The organism is uncultured Acetobacteroides sp. (genome assembly GCF_963667355.2).
GTDB lineage: Bacteria > Bacteroidota > Bacteroidia > Bacteroidales > ZOR0009 > Acetobacteroides.
Genome location: NZ_OY763328.2, coordinates 3,934,106 through 3,949,827 on the forward strand (window position 1 = coordinate 3,934,106; position 15,722 = coordinate 3,949,827).

At 47.6% G+C, this 15,722-nt stretch carries 13 protein-coding genes; 7 read left to right on the forward strand and 6 right to left on the reverse strand.

The features are described 5' to 3' along the window. Position 1 precedes the first annotated feature (1 nt). From ACHZA1_RS16295 to ACHZA1_RS16310, 4 genes are all read left to right on the forward strand, one after another. On the forward strand, positions 2-748 hold the full coding sequence (locus ACHZA1_RS16295; RefSeq protein WP_320052921.1) for an ABC transporter ATP-binding protein: 747 nt from the start codon (positions 2-4) through the stop codon (positions 746-748). Further along, positions 745-1,965 carry an ABC transporter permease gene (locus tag ACHZA1_RS16300; protein WP_320052922.1) on the forward strand — a complete coding sequence of 407 codons (1,221 nt, stop codon included), beginning with the start codon at positions 745-747 and terminating at the stop codon, positions 1,963-1,965. The genes ACHZA1_RS16295 and ACHZA1_RS16300 overlap by 4 nt, the downstream gene beginning before the upstream one ends. Positions 1,966-2,126: 161 nt before the next feature. Beyond that, positions 2,127-3,203 (forward strand): sensor histidine kinase, encoded by a 1,077-nt coding sequence (locus ACHZA1_RS16305; RefSeq protein ID WP_320052923.1) that lies wholly within the window; start codon positions 2,127-2,129, stop codon positions 3,201-3,203. Further along, the gene (locus tag ACHZA1_RS16310) at positions 3,193-3,915 is read left to right on the forward strand and encodes a LytTR family DNA-binding domain-containing protein (RefSeq protein WP_320052924.1); all 723 of its coding nucleotides are present in this window, start codon (positions 3,193-3,195) and stop codon (positions 3,913-3,915) included. The genes ACHZA1_RS16305 and ACHZA1_RS16310 overlap by 11 nt, the downstream gene beginning before the upstream one ends. 4 nt (positions 3,916-3,919) lie before the next feature. On the opposite strand, the gene ACHZA1_RS16315 is transcribed toward ACHZA1_RS16310, so the two are convergent. After that, positions 3,920-4,435: a DUF3124 domain-containing protein gene (locus tag ACHZA1_RS16315; RefSeq protein ID WP_320052925.1), complete on the reverse strand. Its 516-nt coding sequence runs from the start codon at positions 4,433-4,435 to the stop codon at positions 3,920-3,922. A gap of 411 nt (positions 4,436-4,846) precedes the next feature. Then, positions 4,847-5,215 (reverse strand): hypothetical protein, encoded by a 369-nt coding sequence (locus ACHZA1_RS16320; RefSeq protein ID WP_320052926.1) that lies wholly within the window; start codon positions 5,213-5,215, stop codon positions 4,847-4,849. 318 nt (positions 5,216-5,533) lie between these two features. Between ACHZA1_RS16320 and ACHZA1_RS16325 the strand changes: the two genes are divergently transcribed. Together ACHZA1_RS16325 and ACHZA1_RS16330 are read left to right on the forward strand one after the other, a co-directional pair. Continuing rightward, entirely contained in the window at positions 5,534-9,295 is a 3,762-nt protein-coding gene (locus ACHZA1_RS16325) for a tetratricopeptide repeat protein (protein WP_320052927.1), read from the forward strand. 143 nt (positions 9,296-9,438) lie between these two features. Beyond that, on the forward strand, positions 9,439-9,801 hold the full coding sequence (locus tag ACHZA1_RS16330) for a hypothetical protein (protein ID WP_320052928.1): 363 nt from the start codon (positions 9,439-9,441) through the stop codon (positions 9,799-9,801). A 384-nt stretch (positions 9,802-10,185) separates the two neighbouring features. Here ACHZA1_RS16330 and ACHZA1_RS16335 read toward each other — a convergent pair whose 3' ends face one another. From ACHZA1_RS16335 to ACHZA1_RS16350, 4 genes are all read right to left on the reverse strand, one after another. Then, positions 10,186-10,827 (reverse strand): GIN domain-containing protein, encoded by a 642-nt coding sequence (locus ACHZA1_RS16335; RefSeq protein ID WP_320052929.1) that lies wholly within the window; start codon positions 10,825-10,827, stop codon positions 10,186-10,188. Positions 10,828-11,265: 438 nt separating this feature from the next. Continuing rightward, positions 11,266-11,553 (reverse strand): YciI family protein, encoded by a 288-nt coding sequence (locus tag ACHZA1_RS16340; RefSeq protein WP_320052930.1) that lies wholly within the window; start codon positions 11,551-11,553, stop codon positions 11,266-11,268. 69 nt (positions 11,554-11,622) lie between these two features. After that, positions 11,623-12,441 carry a 3-deoxy-8-phosphooctulonate synthase gene (kdsA, locus tag ACHZA1_RS16345; protein WP_320052931.1) on the reverse strand — a complete coding sequence of 273 codons (819 nt, stop codon included), beginning with the start codon at positions 12,439-12,441 and terminating at the stop codon, positions 11,623-11,625. Positions 12,442-12,452: 11 nt separating this feature from the next. Next, complete coding sequence (locus tag ACHZA1_RS16350) at positions 12,453-13,727, reverse strand: replication-associated recombination protein A (RefSeq protein WP_320052932.1); 1,275 nt, start codon at positions 13,725-13,727, stop codon at positions 12,453-12,455. A 141-nt stretch (positions 13,728-13,868) separates the two neighbouring features. On the opposite strand from ACHZA1_RS16350, the gene ACHZA1_RS16355 reads away from it, so the two are divergent. Next, positions 13,869-14,873, forward strand: coding sequence for a DUF6588 family protein (locus ACHZA1_RS16355; protein WP_320052933.1), 1,005 nt, complete (start codon positions 13,869-13,871; stop codon positions 14,871-14,873). The last annotated feature ends 849 nt before the right edge of the window (positions 14,874-15,722 follow it).

Consider the following 15,722-nt stretch of genomic DNA (forward strand, 5'->3'; position numbering starts at 1 on the left):
CATGAGCAAGGAAATTATACGCATAGATAACGTAAGGCGAGACTTTGTTGTGGGCGAAGAAACCGTACATGCCCTGCGAGGTATCAGCTTTACCATTAACCAGGGCGAGTTTGTCACCATTATGGGAACAAGCGGATCGGGGAAATCCACGCTGTTAAACATTCTGGGTTGCCTGGATACGGCTTCGTCTGGTGACTATTTTCTTGATGGAACTTCGGTGAAGAAGATGAATAAGGATGAGCGTGCTACCTTGAGGAATCTGAAGATTGGCTTCATTTTTCAATCGTACAACCTGCTGCCCAAAACTACAGCGCTAGAGAATGTGGAGCTACCGCTGCTCTATAACCCCGCAATATCTCAAAAGGAAAGAGAGGCAAAAGCACGTGCTGCGCTAAACGATGTAGGGCTAAGCAATAGGGTAAACCACTCCTCGAACCAGATGTCGGGAGGGCAGCAGCAGCGCGTTGCCATTGCCCGTGCGCTGGTAAACGATCCTGTTATCATCTTGGCCGACGAGGCAACGGGTAATCTCGATACCCGAACCTCGTACGAGGTGCTAACACTATTCCAGCGGCTGCATCGGGAGGGGCGTACCATCATCTTTGTAACGCATAACCCCGAAATAGCCCAGTTCAGCAGCCGTAATATCGTGCTGCGCGATGGGTATATCACCAAAGATGAGCATAACCTGCACATGGCGCAGGCTGCCGACTACTTAAAGACGCTAAAATTGCAGGTATCAGAATGAACTATAAAAACTTGATAAAAATAGCCCTGCGCGCGCTAAACAATAATAAGTTTAGGGGCATTCTTACCATGCTCGGGATTATTATTGGTGTTGCATCGGTAATTACCATGCTTGCCATAGGGCAAGGGTCTAAGCGCAGCATCCGTTCGCAGATTCAGGAGATGGGGTCGAATATGATTATGGTTCACCCTGGCAATGGACAGTTTGGTGGTGTTAGGCAGGATGCCGGCAGCATGCAAACGCTGAAGATGGCTGATTACAATTCGATCGCCAATCAGTCATCGTACATCTCCAAGTCAACGCCAATGGTAAGCAGTAGCGGGCAGGCAATCTATGGTGCCAACAATGCTCCTACGTCTTTGAATGGCTGTAACCCCGATTACCTTGACATCCGAAAGTATTCGGTAAGTAGCGGAGAGATGTTTAACGAGTACGAGGTTAAAACAGCCGCTAAGGTGTGTGTGGTTGGGAAAACGGTGGTCGATAATCTTTTCTCTGGAGGAGAAGATCCTGTTGGCAAAACTGTCCGTTTCAATAAGATACCTTTTAAGATTATTGGGGTGTTGACGTCAAAAGGGTATAACTCTATGGGAATGGACCAAGACGACCTGATATTAGCTCCCTACACAACCGTACAGAAGCGAATACTGGCTATTACCTACATTCAGGAGATTGTAATGTCGGCGGTATCGGAGGAGGCAACGGAGAAGGCTGTTGCTGAGGTTACCGATATCCTGAGGCACAACCATAAGCTCTCGGATACCGATGAGGCTGACTTTGATATTCGTTCGCAGCAGGAGTTAAGCAACATGCTAAGCTCCACCACCGATATGATGACCGTGCTTTTGGCTTGCATTGCTGGGATATCGCTCTTGGTTGGCGGTATTGGCATCATGAACATTATGTACGTATCGGTAACCGAGCGAACCCGTGAGATTGGCTTGCGTATGTCGATTGGTGCGAAGGGTAAGCATATTCTGCTTCAGTTTCTGATAGAGGCGGTAATCATTAGCATCACAGGAGGTGTAATAGGTATGCTACTTGGTGTAGGAACCTCGTTGCTGGTGAAGTTAATTGCGGGTTGGCCCATATACATTCAGCCTTACTCTGTTTTCCTTTCGTTTGCGGTTTGTACCATCACCGGAGTATTCTTTGGATGGTATCCGGCAAAGAAGGCAGCCCAGCTCGATCCGATAGATGCAATAAGGTACGAGTAGCAGTGGATGAATTTGAAGATAGAGAATAGACTCCTGCCCTGATTTATATGGATGATTGCGTCGTCTTCCTCTTATGTGGAGGATGGCGCAATCTATTAAACAATAATTTTGAGGGAAGACTATTCTTCTGGTCATAAAATATATTCTAATTTAGCATGGTTATGCAACCAAAAATAGAAATGTCGAGCAGTCAAAAGAGGCTTCAGGTCGCTATTCAAATCATAGGATGGGGGATTATGTTTGTGATACCCCTCTTCTTCTCGCCGGAAGGCGATAGGCGAATTTCGCTTGTGCATTACATAGAATATGTATTCGTTCCAATCAGCTTTATGGTTGTGTTCTACCTAAACTACTACTACTTTATTGATAGATATCTTTACAGCAAGCGTCTGCTAAGGCTTATTGTTGTAAATGCTATAATAATAGCGGTGGTGGTTTACGGTTTGCACCTGCTTCACGAATTCTTCTTTAGCATGTACGTGGGAGAAGTTGGGCATGTTCCAAAGCCGATGAAGGATCTTCCGGGTAAAACTATGTTTATCTTTCGCGATGCTATGGTAATGTCGCTAACGGCAGGGCTAGCAGTTGCCGTTAAGATGACGGGCAACTGGTACTCCACCGAGTACGAGCGCAAGGAGCTGGAAAAGGCAAAGTCGGAAGCAGAGCTGGACAACCTTAAGAGTCAGCTTAACCCTCACTTCCTCTTTAATACGCTCAACAACATCTACTCGCTTATTGCAATAGATGCAACAAGAGCACAGGATGCGGTGCATGGGCTAAGCCATCTGCTTCGCTACGTGCTTTACGAGAATAACCAAACTCTGGTTCCGCTCGATAAGGAGGTGAAATTCATCAGAAGCTATATAGAGTTGATGTCGATGCGTATTTCGTCGAACTTTCATTCGAAGGTAAACCTGCCCGAAGAGGGAAACGTGATGATTGCCCCAATGCTTCTTATTACGCTTATTGAAAATGCCTTTAAGCATGGGGTGAGTAATACCCAAAGCTGCTTTATTAATGTCGATTTGAGTATAGATAAGGGAAGAGTGCTAACCTTTACCGTAATAAACAGCAACTATGCGGTGGCATCCGATGGTAGCGTAAGTGGGATAGGAATAGATAATATGCGAAAGCGGTTGGATCTGATATACCCAGGGAGATATACGCTAACGCTAGAGAATTTGGGACAAACATTTATGTCGCAACTAACCATTAAACTGAATTCTGATGAATGCTAAGTTTTCTTGCATTGTGGTTGACGATGAGCCGTTGGCGCTCGAACTAATTGTTGGCTACGTTAAGCGTACTCCCTTCCTTAATCTTGTAGGGCAGTATAACTCGGGGATCGATGCGCTTTCGAATATCGTTAGCCAGAAGGTTGATGTGGTTTTTTTGGATATTCAAATGCCCGATCTTACCGGAATTGAACTTTCGAAGGTGATAATGGGGCAGAAGACGAAGGTGATTTTTACTACAGCCTACGAGAACTACGCGTTGGACGGTTATAAGGTGGATGCGCTCGATTATCTGGTGAAGCCGATTAGTTACTCCGAGTTTTTAAGGGCTGCCAACAAGGCATATCGCTGGTTTCTGGACGGTTCTTTTGTTGATTCGAAGCCTGTGGCTGAAAGCTTTTTTGTTAAGAGTAACTACAAGCTAATACAGATTCAGGTGAGCCAGATAAAGTACATCGAAAGCGTTAAGGACTACCTAAAGATATGCACCGATGCCGAGGAGGGCGAGGTGCTTACGCTTATGAGCATGGCTACCATCGAGAAGCATCTTCCTTCCGATACGTTTATTCGTGTTCACCGTTCGTTTATTGTTAATATCAACAAGATAAAAACGATTGAGCGGAATAGGGTAGTGTTTGGCAACGTGTATATCCCTATTTCGGAAACCTACAGGGAGCAGTTTAACCGTATCTTCGACCAGAGAACGCTGCAGTAGGGCGTTACTCTACCTCTACGCTTTGGGTGACAAACGAGATGCCCTGCTGTCCGGCAGTACCAATCATTACGGCTTGAATTAGGGGCTTTGTCTTGGGGTTGTTGTAGCCGTAGCTGACCGTAAAGCTTGCTCCGGCTCCACCTTTATCCTCCTTATCCTCTACAACTAGCTCGATGGCGCTCATAGGTTTTATGGCGATTGTCTTAGCGATGTAGGTTTTTAGGGGAGCCCCTTCGGAATCGAAGTAGCTTACGTTCTGGATATAGATGCTGTCGGTGCTGCTGGTGTTGCGGATGCTTAGCGTAGCGGTTAGCAGCAGTTTTTTTGCTCCGCTAATGTGGTATATGTGCGAGTATATGGGGACGTATGCTCGCTTTTTTATGGGCAGCGAGCTGAAACTGATGCTCGATTCGGTGTACTTGCTGCTTGGAAAGTTAACCTTCTGGGAATTCTCCTTTTGCCTGCTACAGGCTAGGCTTAGCGCTAGAAGGGGAATAAGTAGAATCCATATCTTTTTCATGGCATTGCGGTTTTATGCTGTTGGGTAAAGCTAGGATATTTATTGGTAATAATAGAGCTTATGTTTTGAAGCCATCCCCCTTTGGTGTGTCCAATAGGGGATGGCTCTTATAGTGGGTATGGCAAGGCTGCTGCTGGTGGTGCTGCCTTGCCTGCTGAGCTATCGGGTGTTATTCGGCTGAGTTATCCTGGTCTCCGGCGTTCTTTTTGCTTGATCGCTGAAGAAGCACGATTGGCAGCACGAGAATTGCCACAATGATAAGTCCGATTATGGTAAGTGATGAGTTCATCTTGTTGTTGTTTTAATGGTAATAAGAATATCCGGCCACAGGAGCAGCATAGCTTCCTGTCGCTAGAGGTGATGCTTTCGATTAGCAGCTGGCTAATCGAAAAATGAAAGATGAAGATGAGCTTACCAGAAGTAGTCGAATGGGTATATGATGTCGGAAATGGTTAAGCTGCGGTACTGCCATACCGACCTGAGCATGTACTGGGTGGTGGCATGCTGAAGCTTATGCTCGAATGCCGGAACGTATCCCCATAGGAGCGACGATGAGCTGTTGGCTCCTTCGGATGTGGCGCAACTCCCCACAATGGTGATAACCTCGTTTTGGCGAGGTGTGCTGTAGTGGTTGTGCTGATCGGATGAGAAGGTGTAGCCGGTGCTTTTGCCCTGCGATGATGCGTTGCTGTGCTGCAGCCCATAGCCGCTGCTGCTTGTGGCTAGGGATAGCAGCACAATAGCAATAAGGGAAAGGGTATGTAAAAGCATCTTCCGCATGGGGCAAAGGTAGCTTTTTAGGGAGAAGTTGAAAGGAGGGAGGTTGGTGATTTCGCTTTAAGGGACTATCCAAAAATGCTTCTTCAGGAAGCAAAATCTCCTATGAACAAGAATGGATGAGATGGAGGCTGGTTGCTTCAAGGCCGTTAATCACTTCGCGGTATTCTTGGTATTTAAATATTGTATGTAAAACATTAGATATTGTAGTACACATCTGCGGGGCTTCTTCTTCCTTAGGATAGTTAACGATTGCTTTGCCAATAGTATTTTTTGCTATCTTCCCTTTTCATTTGATATATAAATTTTACACGTACTTATATGATTCACTCTTGGTGCAGAATTCTTCGTAACGTGCTGGCTGGTGCGCTTGTGGGCTGCATAGGGCTTACATCTAACGCGCAGGGAACTGCTGAGGCATGGAAGAAGTTTTTTGAGAATGATAGGGCTAATGCCTACACGCTCTTTACGCAGGCGGCAAGCCAGAATCCGTCGAAATCGGATGCGTACTTGGGATTATCGTTGCTTGCGAGCATCGATAAGACGAGGGATGAGGCGGTGAAGAACTTCATTAAGTTTTACGAGAAGAGCGACAATCCAACGCCCTACCTCGCGGCTTTGTGGGGTCCGCTGTTTGTTAACGGACAGCGCGAGCCAAAGAGCGCGGAGGAGGTTGCCTTCCTAAAAAAGATTGCGCAGTCGACCAACATCGATGGTGCGCTAGTTGCCAACGCGAATCTGGCACTATCGAAGTATCTTCTTCAGAAAAAACAAAAGGGGTATGCAGAGTATGCCGATAAGGCTGCCTCGATAACCGATTGGCAGCTGGTGGGCGAGTTCGAGAACATCTCGACCAGCGGTTTCGACAAGGCGTATCCACCCATTACCCAAACCGGGAACGACAAGCCGTTTACCAACAAGTACGGGGCTGCGGTGCGCTGGGTGAACATTCCTGCTGTAAGGAACGACCGCTGGGTGGACTTTAACTACTACTACGCAGCAACCCATAATAGCGTGGCGTATGCGCAGAACTTTGTGGTGAGCGATAAGGAGCAGGAGGTGCAGCTACGCATTGGCGTTTCGGGATCGGTTAAGGTTTGGGTGAACGACAAGGAGGTGATCTCGGAGTCGGAGGAGCGCAACAACGGAACGGACTCGTACATTGCGCAGGTGAAACTGAACAAGGGTGCCAACCGCATTCTGGTGCAGCTGGGCGAGAGCTACTGCAATAACATCAACTTTATGCTTCGGTTGACCGATAGCAACGGCACACCAATCCCTAACCTAACCGTTAGCAAGGAGGTGATGCCCTATACGAAGGAGGTAGCCTACCAGGCAAAGCGCATCACGCCGTTTGCCGAGAGGTACTTTACGGGTAAGCTGGCGGATGAGCCCTCGAATATCCTTAACTACGTCTTTCTATCGCATCTATACTTGAATGGCGATTACGATTTTGAGTCGCAGAAGACGCTGGGCGAGGCGCGAAAGCTGGCGCCGAACAGCAGCTACGTGACCAACCTTTTTATGGAGCTTTACCAGAGGAACGACAACCGCACGCTGTATACCACCGAAATGGAGAAGCTGAAGGATATCGATCCCGCTCATCCGCTATCGCTACAAATGAAGTATGGCGAGGCTTTTCAGCGGGAGGATTACAAGGAGGCTGCTGATTATGTTGATAAGCTGGAGAAAATATTTGGTCCTGACGATAAGGAGGTGCTTAGGCGAAGGGTAAATCTTGCCAACAAGAATAAGGATTTCAACCAGATGATAGCTATTGCTGATAAGGCTTACAAGCTATACCCTAACGATGCCGATTTTGTGGAGCTGCAGTCGCTTATTGAGAAGAACGTTCGAAATAACGAGAAGGGAGCTGTGAATGTTTACCTCAACTACCTGAAGGAAAACGATAGCTACTCCATTCTTCAGAAGCTTGCCGCATACTACCTGGATAAGAGCGATGCTGCAAGCGCGCTTAAGCTGTACGAGGAGGATGCAAAGCTTGATCCTGTAGGGGTAGATCTGTACGAGAAGCAGGCTAAGATCTACTTTAAGATGCAGAACTACGATAAGGCGAAGGAGCAGTACCTGAAGGTGCTTTCGATAGCGCCGCAATCGAGCAACACCTGGTACGATTTGGGTACAACTTACCGTCAGCTGGGGCAGAACGATAAGGCGGTTGAGGCTTTCAGAAAATCAATAGAGTACAATCCGGCTAACTTCGATGCCATTCGCGATTTGCGCAAGGTGGAGAACAAGAAGGAGGTGTTTAGCTACTTTGCTGGACCTGATGCCTACGAGCTGCTGAAGAGTGCGCCATCGGCATCGGACTACCCTGATGATGGAAGCGTGATTCTTAGTTCGGAGGAGCGCAAGGTGGTATATCCAAGCGGCGTTACCGAAGAGAAAAAGTATCTGGTGGCTAAGGTGCTCACCAAGGAGGGAATTGAATACTGGAAGACCATTAACGTTGGGGGGTACGATGAACAGGCTACCACCATAGAGAAGGCAGAGGTGGTGAAGGCTAACGGTACAAAGGTTCAGGCGGAACAAAATGGCACTGAGATTGTGTTTACCAACCTTGAGGTGGGTGATGCCATCAACCTAATATATAAGATAGAGAACCACAACAGCGGTAAACTGATTAACCAGTTCTGGGATAAGTTTTACCTGCAAAGCTATCTGCCTGCGAAGTGCCTGAAGTACTCGTTGCTGGTTGCCGATGGCATCAAGTTTCAGCATACGGTGAGCAACGGCGCTGACGAGCCCAAGCAAACCAAGATGGATGAGTTTACGCTATACGAGTGGGAGGCTACCAATACGCCAGCCATTAAGAATGAGGATAAGATGCCTACGCTTTCGGACATGGCGCCAACGCTCTTTATATCGTCGATGCCAAACTGGGATTTTGTGTCGAAATGGTACAACGATATTGCCTCGTACAAGGCTAAAGCTGACTATGATGTGAAACGGGTGGTGGCTGATCTGTTTAAGGATAGGAAGAACCTCTCGGAGCTGGATAAGGTTAAGGCGATATACCGCTACATCCTCAAAAATATCACCTACAGTTCGGTGGCATTCCGTCAGAGCGGCATTATTCCGCAGCGACCATCGGTGGTAATCAATACGCGCATTGGTGACTGCAAGGACGTGTCGACGCTATTCGTGGCGCTATGCAAGGAGGCGGGGGTGAAAGCCAACTTGGTGCTGGTTAACTCGCGCGATAATGGTATGCACGACATGATGCTGCCTTCGATCGACTTTAACCACTGTATCGCCAAGGCGAATATCAACGGAAAGGACCACTACCTGGAGCTAACCTCCAACTTTATGCCCTTCGATGCGAATTATCCAAACCAACTAAACTCGCAATGCCTTGACATCACCGATAACAGCACGGTTTCGACCATATCATACCTTAAGGGCGATAACCTTGTGCCCTCGATGGTGGTGGGTAACACCAGCATTGTTGCCAACGATGGCACGTTTACCGTGAAGGAGAGCACGCAGTTTACCGGAAGCATGGCGGCGGTGATTAAATCAGCCTACTTTGAGAAGAGCGCGTCGGAGCAGCAGAAAATGGTGACGGAGCTCATCAGCCAGGACTATCCGAACGTGCTGGTGAAGTCGGTTAACTTTAAGGGGCTAGAGATTGGCGTCGATACCGTGGTTGGCAAGACGGAATATGTGCTATCGGATGTGGTGAGCGAGGTTGCCGGGATGAAGATCTTTGCGCTACCCTGGTCGTACAAGGCAAAGGCGCAGGATTACGTCTTTACCGAGAACAGAACTCACGCTATTGATAACGCATCGACCTTTTACAGCGATACCAATACGGAAACCATCACCCTGACGCTGCCTGCGGACAGAGCGCTGGTTGAGGTGCCAACAAACGTATCGTACACCTGCAGCGCTGCCGACTACAGCCTGACGTTTAAGATGGCTGCCGGAAAACTAATAGGTACGCGTACCTTTAAGGTGAAGCAGCAGGTTATTCCGCTGGCGGATATCCCTGCCTTCAAGGAGTTCTACCGTAAGGTGATTGCCGCTGATACCAAGCAGCTGGCGATAAAGAAGAAGTAGAAGCAAGGCCGTAAGGCTCGATTCCATAGTAAAAGCACCTCTTCCGTTACGGAGGAGGTGCTTTTTTATTGGGATATCGCAAAGATTGGTGTAGACCGTAGCAAGTTGAGATCTGATTGGGGCTGAAATAGGATTTGCATGACTTGAACTACGTGAGAGATGACCAGAATAGCATAATGAAGCTGCTGAACTGCTTGAGAGATGACCTGAATGGCTTAAGAAAGTCGCTAAACTACGTGAGAGATGACCAAAATAGCATAATGAAGCTGCTGAACTGCGTGAGAGATGACCAAAATGGCTTAAGAAAGTCGCTGAACTACATGAGAGATGACCTGAATGGTTTAAGAAAGTCGCTGAACTACGTGAGAGAAGACCAAAATAGCATAATGAAGTTGCTGAACTGCGTGAGAGATGACCAAAATAGCATAATGAAGCTGCTGAACTGCGTGAGAGATGACCTGAATGGCTTAAGAAAGTCGCTGAACTACATGAGAGATGACCTGTAATGGCTTAAGAAAGTAGCGGGATTGCTTGGAGATATACCTGTAATTGCTTGGAGAATGACTGGAATGACTTGGAGTGTGACCAAAATAGCATAATGAAGTTTCTGAATAAGATCTCATCACTCCAAAATAGCATGTTGGAAGATTAGGAAAGGGTCTTCGCTAGTTAGAATGGTGCTTCAACGGTTTTGGAATGAGGCGCGATGAATCGCGTTTTTACAAGAGTTGCGTGGAATGGCGGATTTATGCGCTAGGGCTAGGTGGTTGTCCCTTGCTCCTTTTGTGGGGGTGAGTGGCTATGCAGGTAGGCTTGCCCGCTAATAAAACAAGCGTAGGAGGACCTACGCTTGTTGATGCTGTATTTATTTGCTAAAGCTGTGGTTCGGGCTATTCGGCGTCCTTTTTTACCGAGCCAATGCCAGCGATAGACTTGTTAACGGTGGGGTTGCCCTTGTACTTGACGCTGCCGGTTCCGGCAATGGAAACGTCGAGCGTCTTTGCTGCTTTAACGTCGCAGTCGGCAGCTCCGGCGATGTCTATGCTAACGTTGTCTGCTTCTAGCTCGAAGGCATCGAATTTGGCGGCGCCTGCAATTTTGATATTCAGGTTTTGTTGAGGCTTACCGGCTATTGATATATTACCGGCACCCGAGATGCTATAGTCGGTAATGGCATTAGGGGTGACGATCTCGACCGTGATGCCCTTGGAGTGCTGGATGCTGTAGTTGCTTTTGGTGCCAATGGTTAGCTTGCCTTCCGTAACGGTAAAATCTAGCAGCTCGAGGATGTTGGCCTGTGCCTGAACCTTTACAATCTGTTTTGGACCGTAGGTTACCTTAACGTCGGCTTGTCCTTCGATGTCGATTGCGGTAAAGCTGTCGAGGTCGATGGTCTTTTGAACGAGATCGCCTTTGCCTTCGACCCGCTTTTTGTTGGAATCGTTGTTGGTACTGATGTTACATGCGAAGAACGAGGCGGTGGCAATTGCCATGGAGACTAGAAGCAGCAATGGCTTTAGTGTTGTTCTCATAGGTTGTTGTTTAGCTTGTGGTAGAATGTTTGCTTGTATTCCTACTTGCCCTTGTGGCGAATGCTTTATAGCGCTGATGCGTTACCTTGATGTGCTGCACAAGATGCAGGTGGTTTTTAAAACGAGGTGAAGGTATGTTAATCGTGAAAATTATACAATAGTTCTGGTGTTTTTGTGGAGATTTTGCTTCTGTAATTTACGAAACGCTGCATTTATCCGTTAAGTTGGGGAAAGGGGGAGGGGTGACATGCATAAATGCAGAATGATAATGCATAACCCACCCCTTGCCTCCCGTTCAAACGGGAGGATAAAGAGTCCAGATTATTTGTTGCATATATTTTTTGCCGCTTTGCTTCCAAAATTACTTTCAGGTGAATGTAATTGTTTTGGTGGTCGCATGCAGCTCGCATGACGGGCTTTCATCTAACAGAGAAGGGGCTACTCCTTAAGAAAGTCGAGCTGCGGAGAGGTCATTGTTGGGATGAATTCGATGATGTCGTAGTTGGCAACGCCGTTTTGGTTGAAGGGGTCTTGTGCTACGATCTTTTCGACCTCTTGCTTGCTAGAAATATTGGAGAGAATGACGCCACCGGTTCTTGGAACTTTTCTGCCAGAGGCTATGAAGCTACCTTTTGCGTATTGCTCCCTAAGAAATTCGACATGGGCGGGTAGGTGCTGGTCAACAACGCTTGTGGGCACCTTGTAGGTTAATGAGATGATGAACATGGTTGCTTTGATAATTGGTTGAAAAAGCAACCCCAGAGCAACTGCCCTGGGGTTGGTATGCTAGTGCTACTAGAATTTCCTTATTGTTTGTCGGATTGCTACCAGGTGCTCTAGCAGGTTCTCCATAAGGTCGAGGCGGAGCATGTTGGCGCCATCCGACTTGGCAACGGCTGGGTTGGGGTGTGTTTCGATGAATAGTCCATCTACGCCAACGGCGATACCTGCGCGGGCAACGGTTTCGATAAGTTCGGGCTTGCCTCCGGTTACGCCGCTCGATTGGTTGGGTTGCTGTAGCGAGTGGGTGATGTCGAGAATGACGGGGCAACCTGTTTTCTGCATCTCTGGGATTCCGCGGTAGTCGACAATCAGGTCGTAGTAGCCGAAGGTTGATCCACGGTCGGTAAGCATAACCTTATCGTTGCCGGCTTCCCTAATTTTGTTGGCGGCAAACTGCATGGCTTCGGGGGCAAGGAACTGCCCCTTTTTGATGTTTACGTACTTGCCGGTTTGTGCGGCAGCCACCAAAAGGTCGGTTTGACGGCAAAGGAATGCGGGTATCTGAAGGATATCAACGTACTGAGCGGCAAGGGCAGCCTCTTCCTTATCGTGAATGTCGGTAACAACTGGGATATCGAACCTTTCGCCTACCTTTTTGAGGATTTCTAGCGCTTCGATGTCGCCAATACCAGTAAACGAGTCGAGGCGCGAGCGGTTGGCCTTGCGGTACGATCCTTTAAATACGTAGGGGATATTAAGCCTGTTGGTAATGGCAACCATTTTTTCGGCTACCTCCATCACCACTTCTTCGCTCTCCACAACACATGGACCTGCTAGCAAGAAGAAGTTGCCGCTATCCTGATGCTTGAGCTTTTCGAGGTTTAATTGCATGGGGTTTATCTTTAATATTTGTACTTCTCTTTCCAGTAGATCTGCATTCGTTGGCGGATCTCCTTCTCCTTCGAGTTGTTTTGGGGCTCGAAGAACTTGGTGTTTCCCGCTTCGGTAGGCAGGTAGTCCTGCTGAACAAAGTTGCCGGGATAAACGTGAGGGTAGAGGTAATCTTTCCCGTATCCTAGGTTCTTCATCAGTTTGGTTGGGGCGTTGCGCAGGTGTAGCGGAACGGGAAGGTTGCCCGTGTTGCGGACAAACGCCAGCGCCTCGTCGATAGCCGTGTAGGCAGAGTTGCTTTTTGGGCTTGTTGCCAGGTAAACGGTTGCCTCGGAGAGCACAATGCGTGCTTCGGGCATTCCAATAACGTGTACCGATTGGAATGCGGCGTTGGCTAGCAGCAGCGCGTTGGGGTTGGCTAAGCCAACGTCTTCGGCAGCCGAAATTACCAGTCGGCGGGCGATGAACTTGGGGTCTTCGCCGCCGGCAAGCATTCGCGCAAGCCAGTATAACGCACCGTTGGGGTCGCTTCCTCGGATGCTCTTGATGAATGCCGAGATGATGTCGTAGTGCTGCTCGCCATCCTTGTCGTACATGGCGGTTGACTCCTGCAGCTTATCCACCACCATCTTATTGGTGATGGTGACCTCGTCGGCGGTAGCGGCAAGTAGCTCCAGAATGTTGAGTAGCTTACGTGCATCGCCGCCGCTAAAGCGGATGAGCGCATCGTACTCCTCCACCTTTATCTGTTTTTCCTTAAGGTCGATGTCGTGCTCTATGGCGTAGTCTACAAGACCAATGAGCTCGCTCTCCTCAAGATGCTTTAGCGTGTACACCTGGCAGCGCGATAGGAGCGGAGATATCACCTCGAAGGAGGGATTCTCGGTTGTTGCGCCAATCAGCGTAACGATGCCCTGCTCTACGGCGCCCAACAGCGAATCCTGCTGCGACTTGCTGAAGCGGTGGATTTCGTCGATGAATAGGATGGGCGAAGGGGTGTTGAAGAAGCGCTGCGACTTGGCCTTTTCTATTACCTCGCGAACATCCTTTACGCCCGAGTTTACGGCGCTGAGGATAAAGAAGGGGCGATCGACCTCCTTGGCGATGATGTTGGCAAGCGTTGTTTTTCCAACTCCTGGAGGTCCCCAAAAGATCATCGAGGGGATGTTCTTCGACTCAATAAAACGGCGCAGAACAGACTTCGGACCAACAAGGTGCTGTTGTCCTACATACCCGTCGAGGTTGTGGGGGCGTAATCGTTCGGCTAAAGGAATATTGCTGGGCATACCCATTTTATTTGAGGTTAAAGATAGCAGTTCGTTTGCGGATTACTAAAACGTGGTTAGCATATTTTGTAAAATTGCTAAACCAAACTAGGTAATGATTTTCATTTTTATACTTTTAGCCTCGGATAATAAACAACCACTATGAGAAATATGAAAAAGAAATTGTTGTTAGCTGTACTAGCCTTGGCTTTTAGCGTGCCCAGCTTTGCCCAAACGGATATTGCCGAGCTGCTGAAGCTGTATAAGGATGCGCAGAGCGATGTTACCGTGCTGGCAAAAGAGTACATGAGACCTTTTGGCGAGGAGTTTGGTAAAACTCTTAACACCGGTTGGTACACTTCGGCAAAGCCTCATAAGCTAGGCGGTTTTGATATCACCTTTTCGGCAACTGCCATTCCGGTTTCTTCGTCGATGAAGAGTTTTGATTTGTCGAAGCTCGAACTGAAGGAATTGGGACATGCCGCAGGTGCTACTACTCCTACCGTTCTTGGTAAGGATGAAGATGGAGCGACTGTTTTTCTAAAGAAGCTTCCTTCGCAGACCATGAAGCTTCCTCAAGGCGCTAACATTCCTGTCATGCCAATGGTTAACTACAACATTGCTGTTGGTCTTCCTTTCCATACCGATGTTTCGGTTCGTTTTATTCCTAAGATTAGCATTGGAGACGATGGTAAATTCGGATTGTGGGGTATTGGTCTTAGAAACGAGTTCAAGGAATTTATTCCGGTGTTCAAGCTGCTCCCCTTTAATATGTCGGCATTCTGGGGAATGACCAAGTACAACCTTTCGTGGGATATGGCAAATAATAGCTATGCCGATCCAAACTACAGCGATCAAAAACTGTCGACAGATGCGACCTCGTATACCGCACGTTTGCTCGTTTCTAAGTCGATTCCGGTGCTTACTGTTTACGGAGGCATTGGCTACAACAGCAGTTCGAGCAACTATAAGCTGAAAGGGCACTACCAGTACAATGGGATAGCCGTTAATGGAGGAAATGATCCATTCAACCTCGACTATACCTCTACCGGGATGATGTTTAATGCTGGTCTTCGCGTTAAACTGGCCGTGTTTATGCTCTTTGGTGACTACACCTACGCCGGTACGTCGATGTACACCGCTGGTTTAGGCTTTACCTTCCGCTAGTAGCAGGTCCTTTAAGATATGACGAAAGCCCATCGGGATGATCCTCGATGGGCTTTCTGTTTTTATGCTTTTGGATTGTTTTCTCATGATAGTTTATGCTCTAATATGAGTTTCACGACTATCTGTGAAGATTCCATCTGAGAGATTGGTGTAACTTTTGGCCCTTGGGTTTAGCTTAGGTTTTGTTTACACTTTGTTAATGGCTGATTTTTCTAGTTGTGTAAAGGGTTGATCGCAATTTAAGTTGTCTCTCTTTTGCGTTTTACATTTTTTGTAATGCCTTATCTATTGATTAAAGAATACTAATAGGAACAGATTGGAGTGTTAATGTTGAAACACTGTAGATACCTTTGTGGCAACAGTAAGAGTTACGAATGCGGGATAATAGAACAGTATTGAGTAGGGTGTTTTTGGGATTCGTGTTCTACACGATTGTCTACCTTTTTATTCCTGCTGTTTACGATTTGAATAGCTATGATCAGTGTCCCTTCTGCCATTCGAGTAAACACTCTTCTATCTCCACAGGGCATGATGCAACGATTGCTCAGCTGCTCCTCCATCACCTAAAGAGGCATAAACGTCAGCTAACACATAAGAACCATCATCAGGTTATCAAGAAAGATCCTGCCATTCGATCTTTTTGTCAGATATGCTGCGGTAGTGCTACGCAACTCTCGTTTGCTTATATAAACGATAGCGCTATTTCGGGGTGCTATACGGATATCATCACTCCACCTCCTTCCGTTTGCTAGCAGTATCTGCTGGCACTGTTTCCATCATTGCATGCGGTGCATGTTACGTCTTTCATTAAATATTTAGTTCTGTAGCTTACGTGTGCTGCTGCTGGCT

Bases quoted from the DNA above. Each gene is read 5' to 3' on its own strand.
- ACHZA1_RS16340 (WP_320052930.1), bottom strand. From the start codon at position 11,553: ATGTTCATCATCTCATTAACCTACAAGGTGCCCACAAGCGTTGTTGAC.
- kdsA (WP_320052931.1), bottom strand. From the start codon at position 12,441: ATGCAATTAAACCTCGAAAAGCTCAAGCATCAGGATAGCGGCAACTTC.
- ACHZA1_RS16325 (WP_320052927.1), top strand. From the start codon at position 5,534: ATGATTCACTCTTGGTGCAGAATTCTTCGTAACGTGCTGGCTGGTGCG.
- ACHZA1_RS16300 (WP_320052922.1), top strand. From the start codon at position 745: ATGAACTATAAAAACTTGATAAAAATAGCCCTGCGCGCGCTAAACAAT.
- ACHZA1_RS16315 (WP_320052925.1), bottom strand. From the start codon at position 4,435: ATGAAAAAGATATGGATTCTACTTATTCCCCTTCTAGCGCTAAGCCTA.
- ACHZA1_RS16335 (WP_320052929.1), bottom strand. From the start codon at position 10,827: ATGAGAACAACACTAAAGCCATTGCTGCTTCTAGTCTCCATGGCAATT.
- ACHZA1_RS16305 (WP_320052923.1), top strand. From the start codon at position 2,127: ATGCAACCAAAAATAGAAATGTCGAGCAGTCAAAAGAGGCTTCAGGTC.
- ACHZA1_RS16310 (WP_320052924.1), top strand. From the start codon at position 3,193: ATGAATGCTAAGTTTTCTTGCATTGTGGTTGACGATGAGCCGTTGGCG.
- ACHZA1_RS16350 (WP_320052932.1), bottom strand. From the start codon at position 13,727: ATGCCCAGCAATATTCCTTTAGCCGAACGATTACGCCCCCACAACCTC.
- ACHZA1_RS16320 (WP_320052926.1), bottom strand. From the start codon at position 5,215: ATGCGGAAGATGCTTTTACATACCCTTTCCCTTATTGCTATTGTGCTG.
- ACHZA1_RS16355 (WP_320052933.1), top strand. From the start codon at position 13,869: ATGAGAAATATGAAAAAGAAATTGTTGTTAGCTGTACTAGCCTTGGCT.
- ACHZA1_RS16295 (WP_320052921.1), top strand. From the start codon at position 2: ATGAGCAAGGAAATTATACGCATAGATAACGTAAGGCGAGACTTTGTT.